The following is a 21457-nucleotide window of genomic DNA, read 5'->3' as shown; positions in this document are numbered from 1 at the left end:
CCGTCGAGCGCATGATGCGCGACGCCAAGATCACCCAGATCTACGAAGGCACCAACCAGGTCCAGCGCATCGTCATGGCCCGCAACCTCCCGTAACCCCGGGCAGGCACGGAGAAGGGCGCCCTCCCCGGCGGGGGAGGGCGCCCTTTCCCGTACGTCCGTACGCGCGACCGGGTCAGCGGTTCGACTCGACGGTGACCTTCTCGTCGTTCTTGATCTGCTCGACCAGCTGCTTCACCTTCGGCATGTCCCACTTGAGGGAGTTCTGCGGCGCGCTGCCCGAGATCGGGATGTTCATGGACTTGCCGTCGCCGCCGCTGATGCCCTTCATGGCGAAGAACATCTTGCCGAGGTCGTACAGCGACATGTCCTTGTCCACGATCAGCGTGTCCAGACCGGCACCCAGCGTCGGGTACAGGGCGAACGGGTTGAGGATCGTGCCCGGCGTCGCCGCCTCGTTGGCCAGGGCGGAGAGGAACTTCTGCTGGTTCTTCGTCCGCTGGAGGTCCGACTGGGCGAAGGCGTACCGGGTCCGGACGAAGGCCAGGGCCTGCTCGCCGTTGAGGGTCTGCGTGCCGGCCTGGAAGTCGGCGCCCGACTTCTTGTCCTTGAAGCCCTTCTCGATGTTCAGCTCGACGCCGCCGAGCGCGTCCACGATGTTCGCGAAGCCGGCGAAGCCGATCTCCGCGTAGTGGTCGATGCGCAGGCCGGTGTTGAACTCGACGGTACGGACGAGCAGCTCGGGGCCGTCCATCGCGTACGCGGCGTTCAGCTTGGAGCCGCCGCGCGCCGGGAACGTCTTGCCCGACTCGGAGCCCACGAAGGTGGGGATCGTCACCCAGGAGTCACGGGGGAGCGAGACCATCGTGTTCCCGCTGGAGCAGGCCGCGAGGATCATCATCGAGTCGGTCCGCTTGCCCTCGGCGGAGCCGGTGTGGAGCTTCTTCTTCTCCTCGGCGGACATGCCCTCACGGCTGTCGGAGCCGACGATCAGATACGTCGTGCAGTCGCCCTCGGCCGGACGCTCGATGACCTTGGAGAGGTCGACCTCGTTGCGCATCTGCGAGCTGGCCCAGGCGTACGTGCCGATGCCCCAGGCGGTGACGGCGACGACCAGGACGATCGAGCCGACCTTGATCCGCTTGCGCCAGTCCGGGGCGGGCCGCCCGGGACCGCCGGAGCCGGGGCCCGGCGCGTACTGCGGCGGTACGGTGCCGTGCCCGCCGCCCTGGGGTCCGCCGCCCTGAGGGCCGCCGTAGACCTGGCCCGAGCTGTAACCGGAGTCGTAGCCCGCGCCCTGCGCCTGGGTGAAGTTCGGGTTGTAGCCCTGGTCGTGCCGAGGCGGCTGCTGCGGAACCTGCGGACGCTGCACATGGCTCATCCGGCGAGGTCCCTCGGGCTGGGAGTTCGCGCTGCCACGGCCGTAGCCGCCGTCTTCGGGCCAGTCATTCATGCGGACCAGTGTGCCGGGCATGCCTTTACGCGCGACAGGCCGGGGGGAATTTCGGACCGGTGCTGTTGCCAAGCTGATGCAAAGGGGACCGAACGGCGACGCCCGCGGGACCCGGCATATGGTGGAGGGCATGACAGATCAGGGCGATATTCCGGGCAAGCCCACCTCCGCCTCCCGCACCACCCTCAGCCACATCATGACCAGCCACGACACCAACCTCCTGGGTACGGTGCACGGCGGCGTGATCATGAAGCTGGTGGACGACGCGGCGGGCGCCGTCGCGGGCCGGCACTCGGGCGGACCGGCCGTCACCGCCTCGATGGACGAGATGGTCTTCCTGGAGCCGGTACGGGTCGGTGACCTGCTGCACGTGAAGGCCCAGGTGAACTGGACGGGCCGGTCGTCGATGGAGGTCGGCGTACGGGTCCTCGCCGAGCGCTGGAACGAGTCCACGCCCGCGACCCAGGTCGGCTCCGCGTACCTGGTCTTCGCCGCCGTCGACGCGGACGGCAAGCCGCGCCCGGTCCCCCAGGTCCTCCCGGAGACGGAACAGGACAAGCGCCGCAACCAGGAAGCCCAGATCCGCCGCACCCACCGGCTGGCCCGCCGCCAGGCGATCAAGGAACTCCGCGAGCGCCGGGCGGCCGAGGGCTACGAGGACTGAGGAACGACGGGGACGGTGTGCGCGTGCGAGGCCGCGGCCGCACCGTAGGCCCCGGGCCCGGCCCGGCGGCGGCGGGCCCGCACCGCCAGGACCGACAGCAGCATGCCCGTCCCGGACGCCACCGTGAGCAGCAGACACGCCCCGGACAGGCCCGCCGCCAGCGCGTCGGCCGTCGCGTCCCCGTCGGCGGTGTGTGACGCACCCACCGTCGTGTTGACCGTCGCCACGGCCGCGGTGAACGCGGCCGCCCCGATGTACCGGGCCATGTTCGAGATGCCGGACGCGGCGCCGACCGCGTCGGCGGACACCGCCGAGGTGGACGCCGAACTCGCCGGTCCGTTGACGAGCCCCAGACCGACGGCCAGCAGCACCAGCGGCAGCACGAACGCCCCGTACCGCCAGTCGCCCTGCACGAACACCAGCAGCGCACAGCCGGCCGTCGCCGCCGCGAAGCCGAGCGCGATCACGGGCCCGATCCCCAGCCGCTGGACCGAGCGGGGCACGAGAGGCGTGACCGCGATCAGACCCACCGTCGCGGGCAGCGTGGCCAGGCCCGCCTGGAACGGGCTCAGCCCGAGTGTGGCGGGGTTCTGGAAATAGAGGCTGACCAGGTACATCAGACCGTTGATCACGCCCGCGCTCAGCAGGATCCCGACCGTCGCCCCGATCAGCACGCGGTTGCGCAGCAGCCGGAGGTCCACCAGCGGGGCCTCGACCCGCCGCTCCACCGCGACGAACGCGAAGGCCGAGACCAGCGCGACCGCGAAGCAGCCGAGCACCGCGGCCGACGTCCAGCCCCAGTCCGACCCCTCGCTCAGCGCGAGCAGCGCCGGGGCCAGCACGGCGGCGATCAGCAGGGTCCCCGCGAAGTCGATCGAGCGGCTGCGCTCGGGATCACGGGACTCCGCGACGCCCTTCAGGGTGATCGGGACACAGACGAGCGCGATCGCCGCGTCGATCCAGAACAGCCCCTGCCAGCCCGTACCGTCCACCAGCACACCGCCGACCAGCGGACCCGCCGCGGCCCCCACCGCCGACGCGCCGCCCCACAGCGTCACCGCCCGCACCTGCCCGGCACCGGACGTGGACACGGACAGCAGGCTCATCCCGCACGCCAGGATCGTCGCCCCCGACGCCCCCTGGATCGCCCGGCCCACGATCACCCCCACGCCACCGCCGGACAGCGCGATGAGCACGCACGAGGCGATGAACAGCGCCAGGCCGCCCAGGAACACCAGCCGGCGCCCGAACACGTCGCCGAGCGCCCCCGAGGTGACGATCACCGCCGCGCCCACCAGCGAGTACCCGGTGACGGCCCACTGCAGGGTGTCCAGCGACATCCCCGTGTCCGCGCTGATCGCCGGCAGCAGGATGCTCACCGCCGACGTGTTGGCGTTGACGATCAGGGTCGAGACACAGGTCACGATCAGCACGGCGGCGGACGCCGACCGCCCGGCGTCCGCCGACACCGCCTCCGTCGTCACGGGCACACCACCCGGTCACCCGTCACCGCTTCGAACGGACCGCCCCGCGCCGTCTCCTCGCTCCGCACCGCCGTGACTCCCCTGTAGTCCGCTCCCGCCGTCACCCGCAGCGTCCCGCCCCGCCCCTTCACGGCCCGCAGCTCCGCCCCCGGCAGCGCCGCCGCGAGGGTCTTCGCCGAGCGGTCCCAGCGGGGGTCGTACTCCACGAGGGTCCGCGCCCGCTCCTTCCCGGCCCCGGTCATCGGCGTCCGGGTGGTGTCGAAGCCGGTCCCGCGCAGCGCGTCGTCGACCTTCCGGCCGAGCCCGTCCTTCCGGGTCCCGTTGTAGACCTGCACCCGCACGGTCCGCGGTGCCACATCCACGACCACCCCCTTCGGCGCCTTCGCCGAGGACGGGGAACCCGGCGTCGAGGCGGCCAGGGGCCGGTCCTCCCGCAGCGCGCGGAACAGCTTCTGCGCCTTCCCCGCGTCCCACTTCACCGTCGACCCGATCCCCTTCACGGGAAAGCTCATGTCCCCGATCGGCACGGACACGAACTCCGACGACGCCGGGGTGAAGCCCCGCATCGCCTTGGAGAGGGCGAGCAGCTGATCCGTACCGAAGTCCTCGTCGGCCCGGACGGAGCTCAGCATCGTCGTGGCGACCTCGCGGAACCGCACCGGGTTGAACAGCACCCCGCCGCTGGTGATCCGCTCGATCAGCGCCGCCAGGAACCGCTGCTGCCGCTGCATCCGCCCGATGTCCGCCGCCCCGTCGATGTGCCGGGAGCGCACGTACTGCAGCGCCTGCCCACCGTCGAGCTCATGGGTGCCGGCCGGCAGGTCGAGCCCGCTGTAGGAGTCCTTGACCGGCCGGGTCGTACAGATCTGCACCCCGCCGACGGCGTCCACCGTCCGCATGAAGCTGGTGAAGTCGACCTCCAGGTAGTGGTCGATCTTGACGCCGGTCATCGATTCGACGGTCCGTACGGTCAGCGAGGGCCCGCCCTCCGCGTACGCCGCGTTCAGCTTCACCGGGTGCGCGTGGTGCTTCTTGCCGCTGGTGAGATCCGTGTGCTCGGGCATCTCGGCGTACGAGTCACGGGGCAGGCTCACCACGCTCGCCCGGTCCCGGTCCTCCGAGATGTGGACGAGCATCACCGTGTCGGTGCAGTGGCAGGGCGCCCCGCCGAGCCGGTACTTCGCCTTCTCCTCGGGGGTGATCCGGTCACGGCCGTCGGTGCCGACGACGAGGACGTTCATCCCGTGCCCGGCCTGCGGCCGGTTCTTCATGTCCTTGAAGGGGTCGACCCGGGTGATCCCGGTGTCGAGCCCGGTGACCAGCGCGTGTCCGATCCCGCCCGCCGCGAGCACCGTCACGGAGAGCGCCGTCGCCATCCGCATCCCCCACCGGGGGCGCCTCCGCCGCCGGCGGACCGGCGCGGAACGGGCGGCGGGCCGGGGACGGGGCGTGCGGGGCGGTGTGGGCACGGACGGACACCTCCGCGGGTGTGACAAAGGGGACCGTGAGCACGGTAGGCCCATACGATCAGCGCAAGGCAGCACCACCCGGGCGGCACGCCCGCTGTCCCCCGTTCGCGGTAACGTGGCGAGCAGAACCGCCGTCCCGGGGGGAGACCCCCGAACCCCCGAGGAACCATGCTGCCCCCCGTCTCCGTGATCATGCCGGTGCTCAACGAGGAGCGGTATCTGCGCACCTCGGTACGTCACATCCTGGAGCAGGAGTACGACGGCGAGATGGAGGTGGTGATCGCGCTCGGGCCGTCCACGGACCGCACCGACGAGATCGCCGCGGAGCTCGTCGCCGAGACCGCGTCCGATCCCCGAGCCCGCGTCACGACCGTCCCGAACCCCACGGGCCGTACGCCCGCGGCGCTCAACGCGGCGATCAAGGCCTCGCGTCACCCGATCGTGGTGCGGGTGGACGGTCACGGCATGCTCTCCCCGAACTACATCGCCACGGCCGTCCGGCTCCTCGGGGAGACCGGCGCGCAGAACGTCGGCGGTGTCATGCACGCCGAGGGTGAGAACGCCTGGGAGGACGCCGTCGCCGCCGCGATGACCTCGAAGATCGGCGTCGGCAACGCCGCCTTCCACACGGGCGGCGAGGCGGGCCCCGCCGAGACCGTCTACCTGGGGGTGTTCCGGCGCGAGGCGCTCGAACAGCAGGGCGGCTACAACGTGGAGTTCATCCGCGCCCAGGACTGGGAGCTGAACTTCCGCATCCGCGAGGCCGGCGGCCTGATCTGGTTCTCGCCGGAGCTGCGCGTCCAGTACCGCCCGCGGCCCAGCGTCCGCGCGCTCGCGAAGCAGTACAAGGACTACGGCCGCTGGCGTCACGTCGTCGCCCGCTACCACCAGGGATCGATCAACCTCCGCTACCTGGCCCCGCCGACCGCCGTGTGCGTCATCGCCGCGGGCCTGGTCGTGGGCGCCGTCCTCACCCCGCTCGGCTTCGTGATCCCGGCCGGCTACCTCGCGGCGATCACGGCCGGCTCGCTCCCCGCGGGCAGGGGACTGCCGCTCAGGGCCCGCGTCCAGATCCCGGTGGCGCTGGCGACGATGCACATGTCGTGGGGGTACGGCTTCCTGACGAGCCCGCGCTCGCTGGCGCGGAAGGTCATCGCGAGCCGCCGCCCGGCGGTCCTGACGGGCGAGTCCGAGACGGTCTGACGCCCCCGCCCCGCCCTCCCCGCGGCGACTTCACGCTCGACGGCCGATGGCCGGGTCCCTCACGGGGCCCGGCCATCACGCGTTCAGGGGAGGGTCAGCTCTTCCCGTCCCACTGGTAGACCGAATAGATGTCCATGCAGGTCGCCTTGTCGTCGGCACCATCGGGCAGGTCGCCCGCCTCGGCCACCGGCTTCTTGTAGGCGGTCCCTTCGCGCCAGTCCGCCCCGACGATCAGCGTGATGCCCTCCGCCTTGGCGTCGGCCCTGACCTTGGCCTCCGGCAGCCCGAGGGCCTTCGCCACGGACACGGCGTTCGCCCTGCCCTGGTCGCCGGCGTCCTTCGGGTAGAGGACGACCGTGTCCTCACGGGGCTGCGGTTCCTGGGAGGAGCCGGCCTGCGTGAAGCCCTTCTCCGCGAGCGCCGCGGTGATCGCCTTCGCGCGGCCCTCGACGGGCGCCTCGTCGGTGCCCGCCGTGCCGTTGGCGACGGTGACCGGGAAGGAGCCCGGGTCCTCGGCGGCCGTCTTCGGCTTCGCGGAGGCGCTCGGCTTCGGCTTGGTCGTGGCCGGCTTGCCGTTCTTGTCGAACGCGATGTCGTCGCGGAGCATCGCCCACATCTTGTCGGCGGACGACTTGACCATCTCGAGCTTGTTGTCGTCCTGCGACCACTCGACCGTCGGGACCGTCGCCGTCGTCAGGCGGTTCATCTTCACGTTCTTGAGCTGCATCGACAGGTCGAAGAGCTTCTTCACCGACTTGAGCTCGTCGGAGACCTGGAGGGCCTGGGTGGCCGTCTCGGCGAGCCCCATCAGCTGACCGGTGTCGCTCCAGGCGTCCTGCTTCTGGAGCTTCTCGACCATGCCGTTGAGGTACATGTGCTGGGCCCTGGCCCGGCCCTGGTCGTTGCCGAAGGCGTGTCGCGTACGGAGCCACTGGAGGGCCTGCTTGCCCTGGATCTCGTGGGTGCCCTGGGGCAGCTTCAGGCCCGAGCCGCCCTTCACGCGCCGGGTGGGCTTGTCCCACACTCCGGTCTTCACACAGACGGGGACGCCTCCGACCTCGTCGGCCATCGCCACCACACCCGCGAAGTCGATCATCATCCAGTGGTCGACGTAGACCCCGGTGATGCTCTCCCAGGTCGTCAGCGTGCAGCCGGGACCCCCGCGCCCCAGCGTCTCGTTGATGGGAGAGGTGGTCGTCGCCGGGTAGGTGGTGCCGTCCTTGCCCGTGCACTTCGGGATGGGCACGATGGTGTCGCGCGGGATGGAGACGATGGAGGCGTTCTGCCGGTCGGCGGAGACGTGCAGCAGCATCTGCACGTCCGCGAGCGGAGCCGACTGACGCAGGTTCTTGCCGCCGCCGAGCGCCACGTTCTTGGCGTCGGCGCGGCTGTCGGAGCCGATCAGGAGGATGTTCAGCGGAGTGTCGCCCAGGGCGTTCGGCGCGGCCTTCTTGACGCCGCTCTCGCCGCCCGCGCGCGAACCGCCGCGGATGTTGCCGTTGAGGTGCTCGTAGTACAGGTATCCGGCGCCGGCCGTGCCGAGTATCAGCACCGCGAGCGTGATCGCGACCCAGCGCAGCGCCTTGCGCTTGCCGGGCTTCTTGGCCCGCCGGCGCGAGCCGCCACGACGGTGGCCCGCCCGCCCGTCGGCCCCGCTTCCGCTGCCGCTTCCGCTGCCGCTTCCGCTGCCGCTCCCGGCGCCACGTCGGCGCTCGGCGCGGGTCGTCCCACCGGAGGCGGCGCCTTCGTCCGTCTCCTCGGGAGCGTCGGCCGACCCGGCACCGGTGGCCGCACCGGCGTCGTGCAGCTCGTCGTCCCAGCCCAGTTCACGGGCGCGCGGAACGCGTCCACGCGTTCCCTCCCCACGCACGCTGTTCTGTCCCACCCCAGGTCCCCTCGTCAGTCAGGAGCCCGCCAAGTGCCGGTGTTTCCGGACTACTTGGCGCACACCTGCTTGTCAGCTTGTACCTTCTCGACGTCCGGCGCCTTCACCGGACCGCTGATGGGCACCCCCGCGCCCTTGAAGTCGGCACCGAGGACGAGCGTCATGGGCTCGCGTTCCCCGGCGTCCTGCGTGCCCGGCTTGAGAGCCGTGGCGGCCAGACCCATCATGTCCGCGAGCTTGCGGGCCTGATCGGCCTGGTTCGGTGCGTAGGTGAGCGTCGTCTTCGCCGCCTTGTCGGGGGCGTTGCTCTTGTTGGTGGAGCGGGTGACGCCCTCTTCGTTCTGCAGCCAGTTGATGGTCGACTGGGCCGCGCCCTGGATGCCGCTGCCGTTGAAGACGTCGACGCGTACGTCGACGGCCTCGGCACGCGCACCCTGGAGGAGCTTCGCCTGGGCCTGCGCCTGGGCGTTCTTGGCGTCCTGCTGCTTCTTCTTCACCTCGGTGAGCGAGGTGTCGGCCTGCATCGCGGCGAAGAGCTGCGGTGCCTGCGTCGGGTGCGGGACCACGGTGATCGGCTTGGGCTCGGCCGGGTTGTCGACGACCGGGAGGGTCGCGAACGCGATGTTCTTCGTATCGATCCCGGAGAGCTCCCCGGCCAGGTCCTGGAGCTTGGAGAGGGACCCTATGCCCTTGTCGACGGTGAGCGCGTCCGTCGCCGCCTCGGCGAGGTCGTACAGCTTCGTCGGGCTGGTGAGGGTCTCGTTCGACTTCATCTGCCGGATCATCGAGCCGAGGAACTGCTGCTGGATCTTGATCCGGTCCAGGTCGCTCTTGTTGCCGAAGCTGGAGCGGGTACGGACGAAGGCGAGCGCCTTCTCGCCTTCGATGACCGACTCGCCGGCCGGCAGCTTCAGATGCGACTTGGGGTCGTCGACGGCCTTCTCGACGCAGACCTTCACGCCGCCGACGGCCGAGGTCAGCTCCTTGACGGCGTTGAAGTCGACCATCATGAAGTGGTCGACGGTCAGGCCGGTCAGTTCCTTGACCGTGCGCATGGTGCAGCCCGGGTCGCGGCCGTCCTGGCCGAGGCTCACGTTGAAGCGGGCCTGCTGCTGGCCCGGGATGGTCAGGATCCGGCCGTCGGGCTGCCGCGTCTGGCACTCGGGGATCTTCGTCATCAGGTCGCGTGGGATGGAGAGCGCCGTGGCGTTCGTCCGGTCCTTGGAGACGTGGAAGAGGATCGTCGTGTCCGCGTGGCCGGGGCTGTTGTTGTCGCCGTAGCCCGCGTTGCCCTCACCGGTCCGCTTGTCGGTGCCGATGATGAGGATGTTGAAGGCCTCGCCCTTGCGGAAGCCCTTGCTCTGGGTGCCCACGGGGTCGACGACGTCGATGTTCCCGTCGAGCTTGTTGTAGAGCAGGTACGCGCCGGTCGCGCCGCCCACGAGGACGAGGGCCATCGTGCCGCCGGTCCACAGCAGGACCTTCTTCTTGCGGGACGCGCCCTGCTTGCGCTTGCGGCGGCTCGCGGGCGACTCCTTGCCCCGGCCGCCCTCCGGCTCGGAGACCCGTCGGCGGCGCTGGCCGGGTACGGGCGCGTCGACGGACGGGTCGGCGGAGGTGTCGCGCGACGCGGGAGCGGGAACGGTGGATCTACGAGCACCGGACGGGGTCTGCGGCTGCGACTGCCCAGCGGAGTCGTCCAGTCGCAGTTCGTAGTTGCCCGTCTGCGGGTTGAGCACCCACTGGTCGGCGGGGTCGATCTCGTCCGCCCGTCCACGGCTGTGCGCGTCCACGGTTACTCGAGTCCTCCGTCGGTGCCACGCGAGGCGCCTCCCCCGGTGGGCGCCGCTCTCTCGGTCGTTCGATCCTTGGTGAGTGCGACCACGCGGTCGGGGTGCACCGGATCGCGTCACACTATCCGCCCAGTTCAGCGCGGGGCGACGCGCGTGACAAATTCCACGCCCCTTACAACCGGGCAATTTGCTCAAACCTCATCCCTCCCCACCCTCCCCTTGGTGCGCCCTTTACTCGCCGTCCCCACAGCCCCCTCCGGCGGCCCCGCTAGGAGCACACCCCTTCCGCGGCGCTGCGCCCCGTGAAGGTCGGTGTCGCGGAGGGGGGCGGGGTGTCCGCGTCGTCGGGCTTCCCGTCCGTGCCGTTCCCGCGCCCCGTCCCGTCCTTCTTCTCGTCGCCCGGGGTCACCACGACGGCCCGGTCCTCCCGCAGCTGCTTGAAGAGTTGACTCGCCTCCGGCTGTACCAGTTCGTCCCGGTTCGCGTTGTACGCGTAAGGGCGCCGGGGGACCGTGAGGAACAGCACCTTCTCCGTCGGGATGGCCCGCATCGAACGCGCCAGGTCGTACAGGTCGCGCAGCGAGTCGAGCCCCTGGTCGGTCGTGATCGCCTTGGTCGCCGCGTCCAGGACCGGATAGAGCTTGGTCGGGTTCAGCAGGACCCCGTCGCTCTGCACCTTGCTGACCAGGGCGCCGAGGAACTGCTGCTGGCGGTCCATCCGCTCGGTGTCGCTGCCGTTGCCGATCGACTTCCGGGCCCGTACGAAGCCGAGGGCCTGCTCCCCGTGGAGCGTCTGGCGCCCCGCGGGCAGCTTCAGCTTCGCGGCCGGGTCGTTCACCGGCTCCTTGAGGCAGACCTCCACGCCGTCGACGGCGTCCACCATCTTCTTGAAGCCCCGGAAGTCGATCACCATGTGGTGGTCCACCCGGATCCCGGTCAGCTTCTCGACGGTACGGATCGTGCACGCCGCACCGCCGAACTCGAAGGCCCAGTTGAACTGCGCGAACTGCTCACGGGTCCGCTTCCCGCCCGCCGTGCGGCAGCTCGGGACCGTCACCATCAGGTCCCGGGGGAGCGAGACGGCCGTCGCGCTCTTCTTCCCCGCCGACAGGTGCAGCAGGATCGTCGTGTCCGAGCGCTGGGTGCCCTGGTCCTTGCCGTACTTCCGGTTCCCCTCGCCCGACCGGGTGTCCGAGCCGATGAGCAGGATGTTCCGGGCGGCCGAGACGACCGCGGTCGGGCGCTCCTTCTCGTACCTCCGGAGCTCGTCGGCTGCGGTGGTGTCCGTGGTGATGTTGCCGTCGAGCTTGCGGTAGAACCACCAGCCGACCCCGGCCGCGGCCAGCACCACGAGCGAGACGCCGAGTGCCGTCCACCGCAGCCAGTGGCGTCGGCGGCGCGGCTCCTGCGGAGCCCCGGGAGACGTGCCCTCCGGCGCCGTGCCCTCCGATGCCGGAGGATCCGGTTCGGCGGGCGTACCACCACGGTCCGTCACGTCTGAGTCCGTCCTTCATGGCGTCGGCGGCGCGCCGGGCGGCCGCCGGTCGTAGAAGGAGACGGCCGAACCCCACGCATGGTTGTGCGGAAGGAGTCGACTCCCCCCGCCGATCATGTACCGGACGGGGCGCGGTGACGCGTGGACTCGGCGCGGCGGTAGGCCGAACGAGGGGTGACGGCGTTCATCCGGCGTCCGCCCCGGCCGGCGCGGGCGGACGCGGGACGCGTCGGCAGGGCGCTCGGGCGGGGCGGGCGGGCGCCTGCGGACCACCACCGGGAGCGACGGGCGCCTGCGGATCGGACGGGCGCCTGCGGACCGGGAGGAGCGGAGGCGTGCGGGGTGATCGAGGGTCAGGCCGCGGTGACCGTCACCCGCTCGCTCTCCACGCGCTTCGCCAGGGACTCGGGCGACAGCTGGTCCAGGTTCCGGCAGAGGACCACGGAGCCGCCCGCCGCGAGCGGGGCGTACAGGCCCGTCGAGAGGCCCTTCCAGTCCCCGTAGCCGAGCCCGGAGAGCAGCCGGGCGCCGGGCGTGAGGCCGAGGGCCTCCGCGTCCGCGCGGGCCTGTTCGACGAGCTGCGCCCCACTGCGTTCCACACCGTCGGCGACGAGCGCGGGAACGCCCGGATCGACCGGTACGAACGGGGCGAACCGGTCGCCCTGGCTCGGCACCTCGACCGCGTAGTCCGCGTACCCGGCGGGCACCGCGGGGAAGCGGCGGCCCAGCGGGGCGAGGGAGAGCGCGATCCGCTCCCCGGAACAGGCGAGACCCGCCTCGAGCGTGTCCGGCCCCGAGACCACCAGGTCCGCGCCGGCCGGGTCGCCGCCCACCTCCGCGGTCACGCCGACGGACGAGCAGGCGAGCAGCCAGACGGCCGTCTGCCAGTGCGCGGGCAGCAGCAGCGCGAGCCGGTCGCCGGGCCCGGCGGACAGCTCGCCCTGGAGCAGGTTCGCCGTCTTGGCCACCCAATTGGCGAAGGTGGCGACGGACAATTCCACCCGCTCCCCGGTGGCGTCGTCGTAGAAGGTGACCAAGGGGCGGGCGGGGTCCGCGGCGAGCGCGGATCGCAGCAGGTCGGCAGGGGTGCGGTCGCTGGCGTTCACGCCGGACAGCGTACGCGCGCCACCGCGCGGGAGTCCGCCGTACCGGTGACGCCGTCCACCGGTCGGCCCGACGGGGCGTCGGTTTCCCGGCGGGTTCCCGACGCGCGGAACGGCCCCGGGGTACGCACGATCGGCCCATGCGTTGCTCACTCGCCTCCTCGATCGCCGTGACCTGCGCGACGGTCCTCGCCCTGCCGGTCTCTCTCGCCGCACCCGCGGCGGCCGCGGTGCCTTCGGCGCTCGGGCTGCCACCGGCGGCCTCCGCGCAGCCACCCGCACCCGAACTGCCCGGCGCCACCCAGTCCCTGCCACTGGAGCCCCTGGGCGACAGCGACCGGTCGCTGGGCGACGGGACGGACGACGCCGACGTACAGGGACTCACCCGACGCGACGTCAGGCCCTTCTCCCTCGTCGGCGTCGTCTGGGACGACCCGGCGGCCGCCCTGCACGGCGTCGTCCAGGTCCGCACCCGGGCCACCGGCGGCGGCGCCTGGTCGGAGTGGCAGGACCTGGAGACCCACAACGAGGAACACGGTGCCGACCCGGACACCGCGGAAGGCCACGGACGGGCCGTCAAGGGCTCCACCGCCCCGCTGTGGGTGGGCGACTCGGACGGCGTGGAGATCCGGGTACGCGGGGACGAGCCCCTCCCCGAAGGCCTGCGGCTGGAACTGGTGGACCCGGGCGAGGCCCCGGGCGGTGACCCGGCCCAGGACCCGACGGCGGCCACCGAGTCCACGGCGGCCACCGAGGCCGACGTGGCCACCGAGTCCACGGCGGCCACCGAGGCCGACGCGGCCACCGAGTCCACGGCGGCCACCGGGACGGCCGCGACGGCCACAGCGGTGACGGCGGCCACGACAGCCACGGCGGCCTCGTGGTCCCGCACGACGACGGCCGCGCTGACCATGGCCGGCCTGAACGCGGCGGAGGCGGCGGTGAGCGGAGTCAACGCCCAGCTCGCCCCGTTCGGCGCGGCCTGGATCCCCGCCCTGTCGAAGGAGGCCACGGAGGTCACGCTGCCGTACGTGCCGAGGCTGCCGGAGGTGCTTGCCCCGCACGCTGCTCAGGCCGCCGAAGCCGCCGACGTCGCGCAGGCCGCCCAGGACGAGGCGCAGGCCCCCACCGAGGCCAAGGTCCCCGACCAGTCGGTCGCCGCGAAGCCGTACATCGGCCCCCGGCCCAAGATCATCACCCGCAAGGGGTGGGGCGCGGACGAGAGCATCCGCGAGAAGGGCTTCGTCTACACCAAGAGCATCAAGGCCGCCTTCGTGCACCACAGCGCCACCGGCAACAACTACACCTGTGCTCAGGCCCCCTCCGTCCTGCGCAGTATCTACCGCTACCACGTCCAGAGCAGTGGATGGCGAGACTTCGGCTACAACTTCGCCGTCGACAAGTGCGGAAACATCTACGAAGGCCGGGCCGGGGGAGTGGCCAAGCCGGTCCTCGGCGCACACACCCTCGGGTTCAACACCAACAGCATGGGCATCGCCGTCCTCGGCACGTTCACCAAAAGCTCCCCGCCGGCCGCCGTGGTGACCGCCGTCGCCCGTCTGACGGCCTGGAAGCTCGGGCTGCACGGGGTGAACCCGAAGGGTGCCGCGTATCTCGTCTCAGGCGGCGGAAACCTGTACAAGAAGGGCAGCACGGTCAAGTTCAACGCCATCGCCGGACACCGTGACGGGTTCGCCACGGAGTGCCCCGGAGCACGGCTCTACGGCAAGCTCGGCACGGCCCGCACGAGCTCCGCGAAGTACCAGGGAAGGAGCTGATGGGGTCATCGGGGCAACCATCTGCCTAAACTGACCGGTCATATCGCACGGACGACCGAGACGGGCGAGCTGACCAGCCCCGAACAGGAAGCAGAGACGACAAGGTGACAGAAGCGATCCTCCTGGTCGGTGGCAAGGGAACACGGCTGCGACCGCTCACGGTCAACACGCCCAAGCCCATGGTTCCGGCGGCCGGCGTCCCCTTCCTGACGCACCAACTGGCCCGCGCCCGCGCCGCCGGCGTCGAGCACATCGTGCTCGCCACCTCCTACCTGGCCGAGGTCTTCGAGCCGCACTTCGGTGACGGCTCGGCGCTCGGCCTGAGCCTGGAGTACGTCACCGAGGAGGAGCCGCTCGGCACCGGCGGCGCGATACGCAACGTCGCCTCGCGACTGCACTCGGGCCCCGACGACCCGGTCCTGATCTTCAACGGGGACATCCTCACGGGCCTCGACATCCAGGCCCTCGTCGCCACCCACTCCTCCTCCGGTGCGGACGTCTCGCTGCACCTCACCCGGGTCGAGGACCCGCGCGCCTTCGGCCTGGTCCCCACGGACGCCACCGGCCGCGTCACGGCCTTCCTGGAGAAGCCGCAGACGCCCGAGGAGATCGTCACCGACCAGATCAACGCCGGCGCGTACGTGTTCCGGCGCTCGGTCATCGACCGGATCCCCGCCGGCCGCCCCGTCTCGGTCGAACGCGAGACCTTCCCGGAACTCCTCTCCTCCGGAGCCCACCTCCAGGGCATGGTCGACTCCACGTACTGGCTGGACCTCGGCACCCCGCAGGCCTTCGTCCGCGGCTCCGCCGACCTGGTCCTGGGCCGCGCTCCCTCCCCGGCCGTCCCGGGCCGCTGCGGCGACCGCCTGGTCCTCCCGTCGGCCCGTGTCGCCCCCGACGCCAAGCTGACCGGCGGCACGGTCGTCGGCGCGGACGCGGTCGTCGGCGAGGGCGCCCGCATCACGGGCTCCACACTGCTGGCCGGCGCGGTCGTCGAACCGGGCGCGGTGGTCACCGACTCCCTGATCGGCGCGGGCGCCCGCATCGGCGCGCGTACGGTCCTGGCGGGCGCGGTGATCGGCGACGGCGCGCAGGTGGGCGCCGACAACGAGCTCCGCGACGGCATAAGAATCTGGTGCGACGCCACCCTTCCGGCAGGCACGGTCCGCTTCTCCTCGGACCAGTAGCAAGGACGACCGACCGGACGTATGCCCCCTCACGCAGCGGGCATACGTCCGTGCCGCGCCACCGTCGGGCATGCCTCCGCGCCGCACCACAGTCGTGTGCACGCGTCCCCGCCCCGGCTACGCTCATAGCCATGGCCGGCCGCTACACCCCACCCACCACCCGCAGCACCGTCCGCGGCGGTGACAGCCCCGTACCCCGCCGAGAGGCCACCGCTCCCCTGGACCTCGGCCTCACCCTCGGCCCCCTCCGCCGCGGCCCCGCCGACCCCACCTTCCGCGTGACCCCCGACGGCTCCGTCTGGCGGGCCAGCCGCACCCCCGAAGGCCCGGGCACGATCCGCGTCGCCGTCCGCGACGGCCGGCCCGAGGCGGAGGCCTGGGGCGCGGGCGCGGACTGGCTTCTGGAGAACCTCCCCGCGCTGCTCGGCGCCGGGGACGACCCCACGGCCTTCGTCCCCCGCCACAAGCTGGTCCTGGCCACCCACCGCCGCCGCCCGGGCCTCCGGCTGACCCGTACGGGCCTGGTGATGGAGTCGCTGATCCCGTCGGTCCTGGAGCAGAAGGTCACGGCGGACGAGGCCTACCGGTCGTGGCGGCTGCTCGTACGGAAGTACGGCGAGCCCGCGCCGGGCCCGGAGACGGTGCCCGACGGCATGTGCGTGATGCCGGACGCGCGTACGTGGACGCGGATCCCGTCCTGGGAGTGGCACCGAGCGAACGTCGACGGCAAGCGCGCCGCGACGATCGTTCGCGCGGCCAGGGTCGCGGCCCGCCTGGAGGAAGCCGCGCACATGGACCCGCCCGAGGCCCGCAAGCGCCTGGAACTGATCCCGGGCATCGGCCCGTGGACGAGCGCGGAGACGATCCAGCGCAGCAACGGCGCCCCCGACGAGGTCACCACCGGCGACCTCCACCTCCCCGGCATCATCGGCTGGGCCCTCGCGGGCGACCGCACGACCGACGACGAGGCGATGCTGGCCCTCCTGGCCCCCTACGAAGGCCAGCGCCACCGCGCCGCCCGCCTGATCCTCCTCAGCGGCCACACCCCACCCCGCAGAGCACCCCGCATGACCCCGGGCGACATCACGGGACTCTAGGCCCTGTCGTCAAACTCCCGCCTGCCCCGCGACGCCATGCACGCGCTCTCGCCGCACCGGGCGCAAGCCCGAGTACTCCAGTACGAGGACTTGTGCCCGGCGCGCCGAGAGCACGCACCTGACGCCGCGGGGCCGCCCTTCGGGCGACGACGGGAGTGTGACGACAGGATCTAGGGGCCCGCCCGGGCCGGGTCGCCGGTCCCGATCCCTATTCGGAGTCCGGGTGCATCTGCACCCACCGGCCGCCGACGGACTTCATCTCGACGCCGTAGTACGGCTGCGACCCGCCGGAGGCCACGGCCCGGACACCGCCGGCGGAGTCGGAGGGTGTCCGGCGCGGGCCGCGCGCGGCCGTCCCGGAGGAGCCGGTGCGGGCAGCCGCCTTCTTCGCGGCAGTCGCCTTCCTGGCGGGCTTCGGCTTCCCGGCGGCGGCACCGCCGGTGGACTCGGCCCCTTTCCTCCGCGCGTCCCGCCTGCGCAGTTCGTCGAGCCGACGGAGCAGTTCGGCCCGGCTCATCGGCTTCGGCGGCTTCGGAGCGGCAGCGGCTGCAGCAGCCGCTGCGGCGGTCGCGACCCGGAGGGGAACGCCCGTCACCGGACGGCAGGCGCGATGCGCCGGCCGTCCGTCACGGACGAGGACGAGCTTCTTCGGGCTGACCGGCTGAGCACAGACGATGCACCGCCTGAGCCCCGAGGTGCTGGACGTGAACATGCCCCCCCTTGTCACACATGGCCTGAGGCGGACGATAGTGGCCGGGCCGTCACGGGGGCAGGGCTTTTCCGCACTCGGCCGGTGCACCGGCCACCGCGCCTACCGCACCTCGACGAACTCCGAAGCCGTCCGGGCCGCCCGCTCCCTCGGTGCCGCCGCCGGGTGGCCGATGGCGACCGCGCCCAGCGGGTCCCATGTGGCGGGCAGGTCGAGGACCTCCCGTACGACGTCCCGGCAGAACATCGTCGAGGACACCCACGCCGAGCCCAGCCGCTCACCGGCCAGCGCCACCAGGAAGTTCTGGACGCCCGCGCCGGCCGCCACCACGAACATCTCGCGCTCCGCGGCGTCCCGGCGCGGGTCGCCGTAGTGGTGGGAGCCGTCCATCACGAGGCAGGGCACCGCGAGGTACGGCGCGTTGCGCAGGACGTCCCCGCGCCGGACCCGCTTCGCGACGGACTCCTCGGACTTGCCGTCCCGCCGCAGGTCCGCGATCCAGGCGTCCCGCATCGCGTCGAGCAGCCGGACCCGTGACGACTCCGACTCCAAGAGCACGAACCGCCACGGCGTGGTGTGGTGCGGGGCCGGCGCCGTCACGGCGGCCGCGACCGCCCGTCGTACCGCGCCCGGGTCGACCGGGTCCCCGGTGAACTCCCGTACGGTCCGCCGCAGCGTCACCGCCTCCCGTACGGCCTCCGAGGTGCCGAGCCGGAACATGTCGTCCGCGGCGGAGCGCACCAGTGCCCGCGCCCCCGGCTCCTCGTCCCCGCCGACCGTGTGCGGCAGGCCGCGCACGACGGCCACCGGCAGACCCGCCGCCTTGCCCTTCACCAGGTCGCCCGCGGCGGCGAGTTCGTCCGCCGTGGCGACCACCGTCGCGCTCAGCGGATTGCCGAACGCGTCGGTACCGCCGCGCAGGTCGTCGAGGACCCGCACTCCGGCCGCGCCGATGGCCACGTCGGTGAGACCGCCGCGCCAGGGCCGCCCGAAGGTGTCCGTGACGACGACGCCCACGTCGACGCCGAGCGCCTCGCGCAGCCCCGAGCGGATCTGCCGCGCCGAGGCGTCGGGATCCTCGGGCAGCAACAGGACGGTCCCGGCGGGGGTGTTGGACGCGTCGACCCCGGCGGCGGCCATGACGAGCCCCTGACGGTTCTCGACGATCCGCAGGGTGCCGCGCCGCGCCACCACCCGTACCGTCTCGGCGTCGATGGCCTCCTCGCGGTCGTCGGCGGCGATCACCCGGCCTTCGGCCTTGCTCACGATCTTGGAGGTGACGAGGAGGACGTCCCCGTCGACGAGGTCCGGCGAGACGGAGGCGATCAGCTTGGCGATGTCGTCCCCGGCCGTCACCTCGGGCAGCCCGGGCAGCGCCCAGACCCGGTACGAGGGAGCCTCCCGGGGTTCCACCGACGACGTCACCGCAGCTCCTCCGCGAGCGCCAGCGCCTCCCGTGCCATCGTGGCCGTCGCATCGACGTCCGTCATCATCAGCGGGACCGCCCGGCAGCGGATGCCCGCCGCCTCGACGTCCGCGACCGCGCCCGCGTCGACGGTGTCGACGAGCCAGCCGCCGAGGAGCTCGGAACCGTAGTTCCCGGCGACCGCCGCCGCCGTCGACTCCACGCCGACCGCCGCGAGCACCTTGTCGGCCATCCCGCGCACGGGCGCGTCGCCGACGATGGGGGAGAGGCCCACGACGGGCGCCCCGGCCGCGACGATCGCCTCACGGATCCCGGGCACGGCCAGGATCGTCCCGACGCTCACCACGGGGTTGGACGGCGGGAAGAGGATGACGTCCGCCTCGGCGATGGCGTCCAGGACGCCCGGCGCGGGCTTCGCGGCCTCCGCGCCGACCGGCACGATCGCCTTCGCGTCGACGGAGGCGCGCAGCTTCACCCAGTACTCCTGGAAGTGCACCGCGCGCTGCTCGCCGTCGACCTCGATCGCCACATGCGTCTCGACGCGGTCGTCGGACATGGGGAGCAGGCGTACGCCCGGCTGCCAGCGGGCGCAGAGCGCCTCGGTGACGGCGCTCAGCGGGTAGCCCGCGCCGAGCATCTGCGTACGGACGATGTGGGTCGCGAAGTCCCGGTCGCCGAGGCCGAACCACTCGGGTCCGACGCCGTACGCCGCGAGTTCCTCCTTGACGGTGAAGGACTCGTCCGTGCGTCCCCAGCCCTGCTCCTCGTTGATGCCACCGCCGAGGGTGTACATCACCGTGTCCAGGTCGGGGCAGACCTTCAGCCCGAAGAGATGGATGTCGTCACCGGTGTTGCCGATGACCGTGATCTCCGCGTCCGGCGCGGCCTGCTTGAGGCCGCGAAGGAAACGAGCACCACCGATACCGCCGGCCAGAACCACAATGCGCATGCACAGCAGTCTGTCAGGCGACGACGGCACCCGGGGTGCGAGGGGCGGTGACGGGGGCGCACTGCGCCTGGAGCGACTCGTGCATCGGCATCTCGGTGAGGCCGGGGAAGTAGACGTGCAGGCTGACGGCCGGTTCGAGGGAGTCGTTGACGACCTCGTGGACGTACCCGGGTGCGAACACCCGCTGCGAGCCCGGCGCGAGCGCCCGGGTGCCCCGCTCCGTACGCTCCGTCAGTTCGCCCTCGAGGAGGGTCAGTACGCCCGAGGACACTCCGTGGCCGTGGAGCCCGCTGCCCTGGCCGGGCACCCAGGAGAGCAGCCACACCTCGTAGCCGGGGCCGGTGCGCAGCCGGTGGTACCAGCGGGTGGTGGCGTCGTACTCGACGTACGGGGCCCACTGGGCGCGGTCGTCGGCGATCGAGCGTGCCAGTCCGGCGAACTCGGCCACTGTCTGGGGGTGGGCGCGCTCGGGCTGGAGGAGGTGCGGGACCTCGAGGATGTCGCCGGCGATCTGAAGGTCGCTGTCCATGTTCATGGGTGGGGTGGTTCCTCAGCAGAAACAGAAGCGGTGGGGTCACGGTGAAGAGGTGACGCGAGTGACGCAGGGTGACGCTGGGAGAGAAGCTGGAGCTCTACGGCATCAACAGCTGGGACAGCAACAGCAACAGCGCGCCTGGACAGCGCTGCGGAACCCACGGTTGTGGGTCGCGGAGAGCGCTGCGGTCGCTGGCATGCCACCAAAGGTGGCCGGAACGGCACCCGACTGTCAACCCAATGCCCGATTTGGGGGTAATGTTTCACCTCATCCGGTTACAGTGCGCGGAGAAAGGTTTGTTCAGCCGCGGACCAGGACAGATGGCGCTTCAACCGTGCCCGTAAACATGGCGGCACCCTCGTGATCGACCACGCTCGGTCACGATGTGGATCTCGGCCGGTCCGTGACCGGACTGTGATCCGGGTCGCTTCCATGGCTGGATCGCAACAAGATCCAAGTCTCGGACGTCCTCCCTTGTGAAGGGTCGCGCACGGTGCGCCCAGGCCGGTGGCATGTGTCTCGTTTTTTGGTGATTTGAACACTTTCCGCATAGGCTTGGTTCCGCAGAGTGAATACGAGGCCCAATAGCAGATCTCGGCTTGACTCGCGCAGAGCACGAACTTGTAATTTCACTCGTGTCGTTCGGCCGGGTTCGCAACGGCAAGACCACGGGGACGCACAGAACAGACGAGGGGCGCACATGACCGAGTTGTTCCAGGAACTGCTGGTCGAGGACGCGGACGAAGAACTCGGCTGGCAGGAGCGCGCGCTGTGCGCCCAGACCGATCCCGAGTCCTTCTTCCCCGAGAAGGGCGGCTCGACCCGAGAGGCCAAGAAGGTCTGCCTCGCCTGCGAGGTCCGCTCCGAATGCCTCGAATACGCCCTGCAGAACGACGAGCGGTTCGGCATCTGGGGCGGCCTCTCCGAGCGCGAGCGACGCCGCCTGAAGAAGGCCGCGGTCTGAGCCGCCGCTCGCACCACGCGAAGCCTCCCGGGCCCCGCGCGAAGCAGTCTCCAGGGTCCCGCGCGAAGCCTCCCGGGCCCCGCGCGGCACGGCCCGTACACAAGGACCCACCGAACGGTCCGCCCCCTGTGGTTCACCCACAGGCGGCGGACCGTTCCGCGTCCGTCAGGGGAAACCCTTCCTCCCGCTCTGTCCACAGGGCGGCGGACCGCTCCGCGTGCAGCCGTTAGTGTGGGCCTCCGTCCGAGACGCTTCCCACGCCCC

Annotated in this window: 18 protein-coding genes; 7 read left to right on the top strand and 11 right to left on the bottom strand. The window is 71.7% G+C overall.

From position 1 onward, the window contains the following. A partial coding sequence (locus ACZ4XX_RS36550; RefSeq protein ID WP_132919430.1) for an acyl-CoA dehydrogenase family protein occupies window positions 1-95 on the top strand: 95 nt, incomplete at its 5' end. Window positions 96-174: 79 nt separating this feature from the next. On the opposite strand, the gene ACZ4XX_RS36545 is transcribed toward ACZ4XX_RS36550, so the two are convergent. Next, window positions 175-1452: an LCP family protein gene (locus ACZ4XX_RS36545; RefSeq protein WP_468512132.1), complete on the bottom strand. Its 1278-nt coding sequence runs from the start codon at window positions 1450-1452 to the stop codon at window positions 175-177. Window positions 1453-1582: 130 nt separating this feature from the next. On the opposite strand from ACZ4XX_RS36545, the gene ACZ4XX_RS36540 reads away from it, so the two are divergent. After that, window positions 1583-2116: an acyl-CoA thioesterase gene (locus ACZ4XX_RS36540; RefSeq protein ID WP_467720407.1), complete on the top strand. Its 534-nt coding sequence runs from the start codon at window positions 1583-1585 to the stop codon at window positions 2114-2116. Here ACZ4XX_RS36540 and ACZ4XX_RS36535 read toward each other — a convergent pair. Continuing rightward, window positions 2104-3600 (bottom strand): MFS transporter, encoded by a 1497-nt coding sequence (locus ACZ4XX_RS36535; protein ID WP_468512131.1) that lies wholly within the window; start codon window positions 3598-3600, stop codon window positions 2104-2106. The genes ACZ4XX_RS36540 and ACZ4XX_RS36535 overlap by 13 nt on opposite strands. Beyond that, on the bottom strand, window positions 3597-5069 hold the full coding sequence (locus tag ACZ4XX_RS36530) for an LCP family protein (protein ID WP_468512130.1): 1473 nt from the start codon (window positions 5067-5069) through the stop codon (window positions 3597-3599). The genes ACZ4XX_RS36535 and ACZ4XX_RS36530 overlap by 4 nt, the downstream gene beginning before the upstream one ends. A gap of 168 nt (window positions 5070-5237) precedes the next feature. Here ACZ4XX_RS36530 and ACZ4XX_RS36525 point away from each other — a divergent pair, with 168 nt between their 5' ends. Further along, window positions 5238-6272, top strand: coding sequence for a glycosyltransferase family 2 protein (locus ACZ4XX_RS36525; protein WP_468512129.1), 1035 nt, complete (start codon window positions 5238-5240; stop codon window positions 6270-6272). Between the two features lie 94 nt (window positions 6273-6366). Here ACZ4XX_RS36525 and ACZ4XX_RS36520 read toward each other — a convergent pair whose 3' ends face one another. The 4 genes from ACZ4XX_RS36520 to ACZ4XX_RS36505 form a co-directional block, all read right to left on the bottom strand. After that, window positions 6367-8157, bottom strand: a complete 1791-nt coding sequence (locus ACZ4XX_RS36520; protein WP_468512128.1) for an LCP family protein — start codon at window positions 8155-8157, stop codon at window positions 6367-6369. A 50-nt stretch (window positions 8158-8207) separates the two neighbouring features. Beyond that, window positions 8208-9950, bottom strand: coding sequence for an LCP family protein (locus ACZ4XX_RS36515; protein ID WP_468512127.1), 1743 nt, complete (start codon window positions 9948-9950; stop codon window positions 8208-8210). Between the two features lie 268 nt (window positions 9951-10218). Continuing rightward, complete coding sequence (locus ACZ4XX_RS36510) at window positions 10219-11445, bottom strand: LCP family protein (RefSeq protein WP_468512126.1); 1227 nt, start codon at window positions 11443-11445, stop codon at window positions 10219-10221. A 353-nt stretch (window positions 11446-11798) separates the two neighbouring features. Continuing rightward, entirely contained in the window at window positions 11799-12551 is a 753-nt protein-coding gene (locus ACZ4XX_RS36505; protein WP_468512125.1) for a TIGR03089 family protein, read from the bottom strand. Between the two features lie 137 nt (window positions 12552-12688). Between ACZ4XX_RS36505 and ACZ4XX_RS36500 the strand changes: the two genes are divergently transcribed. From ACZ4XX_RS36500 to ACZ4XX_RS36490, 3 genes are all read left to right on the top strand, one after another. Then, entirely contained in the window at window positions 12689-14326 is a 1638-nt protein-coding gene (locus tag ACZ4XX_RS36500) for a peptidoglycan recognition protein family protein (RefSeq protein WP_468512124.1), read from the top strand. 104 nt (window positions 14327-14430) lie between these two features. Then, on the top strand, window positions 14431-15513 hold the full coding sequence (gene manB, locus ACZ4XX_RS36495) for a mannose-1-phosphate guanylyltransferase (RefSeq protein ID WP_468512123.1): 1083 nt from the start codon (window positions 14431-14433) through the stop codon (window positions 15511-15513). Between the two features lie 131 nt (window positions 15514-15644). Continuing rightward, complete coding sequence (locus tag ACZ4XX_RS36490) at window positions 15645-16610, top strand: DNA-3-methyladenine glycosylase family protein (protein ID WP_468512122.1); 966 nt, start codon at window positions 15645-15647, stop codon at window positions 16608-16610. Between the two features lie 208 nt (window positions 16611-16818). Here the strand turns inward: ACZ4XX_RS36490 and ACZ4XX_RS36485 are convergent, their stop codons facing one another. The 4 genes from ACZ4XX_RS36485 to ACZ4XX_RS36470 all read right to left on the bottom strand — a co-directional run bounded on the left by ACZ4XX_RS36485 (window position 16819) and on the right by ACZ4XX_RS36470 (window position 20229). After that, window positions 16819-17322, bottom strand: coding sequence for a hypothetical protein (locus tag ACZ4XX_RS36485; protein ID WP_468512121.1), 504 nt, complete (start codon window positions 17320-17322; stop codon window positions 16819-16821). 99 nt (window positions 17323-17421) lie between these two features. Then, entirely contained in the window at window positions 17422-18744 is a 1323-nt protein-coding gene (locus ACZ4XX_RS36480; protein WP_468512120.1) for a coenzyme F420-0:L-glutamate ligase, read from the bottom strand. Further along, window positions 18741-19694: a 2-phospho-L-lactate transferase gene (cofD, locus tag ACZ4XX_RS36475; RefSeq protein ID WP_468512119.1), complete on the bottom strand. Its 954-nt coding sequence runs from the start codon at window positions 19692-19694 to the stop codon at window positions 18741-18743. The genes ACZ4XX_RS36480 and cofD overlap by 4 nt, the downstream gene beginning before the upstream one ends. Before the next feature lie 13 nt (window positions 19695-19707). Continuing rightward, window positions 19708-20229, bottom strand: a complete 522-nt coding sequence (locus ACZ4XX_RS36470; protein ID WP_468512118.1) for a cysteine dioxygenase — start codon at window positions 20227-20229, stop codon at window positions 19708-19710. A 700-nt stretch (window positions 20230-20929) separates the two neighbouring features. Here ACZ4XX_RS36470 and ACZ4XX_RS36465 point away from each other — a divergent pair. Continuing rightward, the gene (locus ACZ4XX_RS36465) at window positions 20930-21193 is read left to right on the top strand and encodes a WhiB family transcriptional regulator (protein WP_015033978.1); all 264 of its coding nucleotides are present in this window, start codon (window positions 20930-20932) and stop codon (window positions 21191-21193) included. The last annotated feature ends 264 nt before the right edge of the window (window positions 21194-21457 follow it).

It is taken from the genome of Streptomyces sp. NPDC029956 (assembly GCF_055574655.1).
This window is presented reverse-complemented; position numbering and strand designations above follow the sequence as displayed.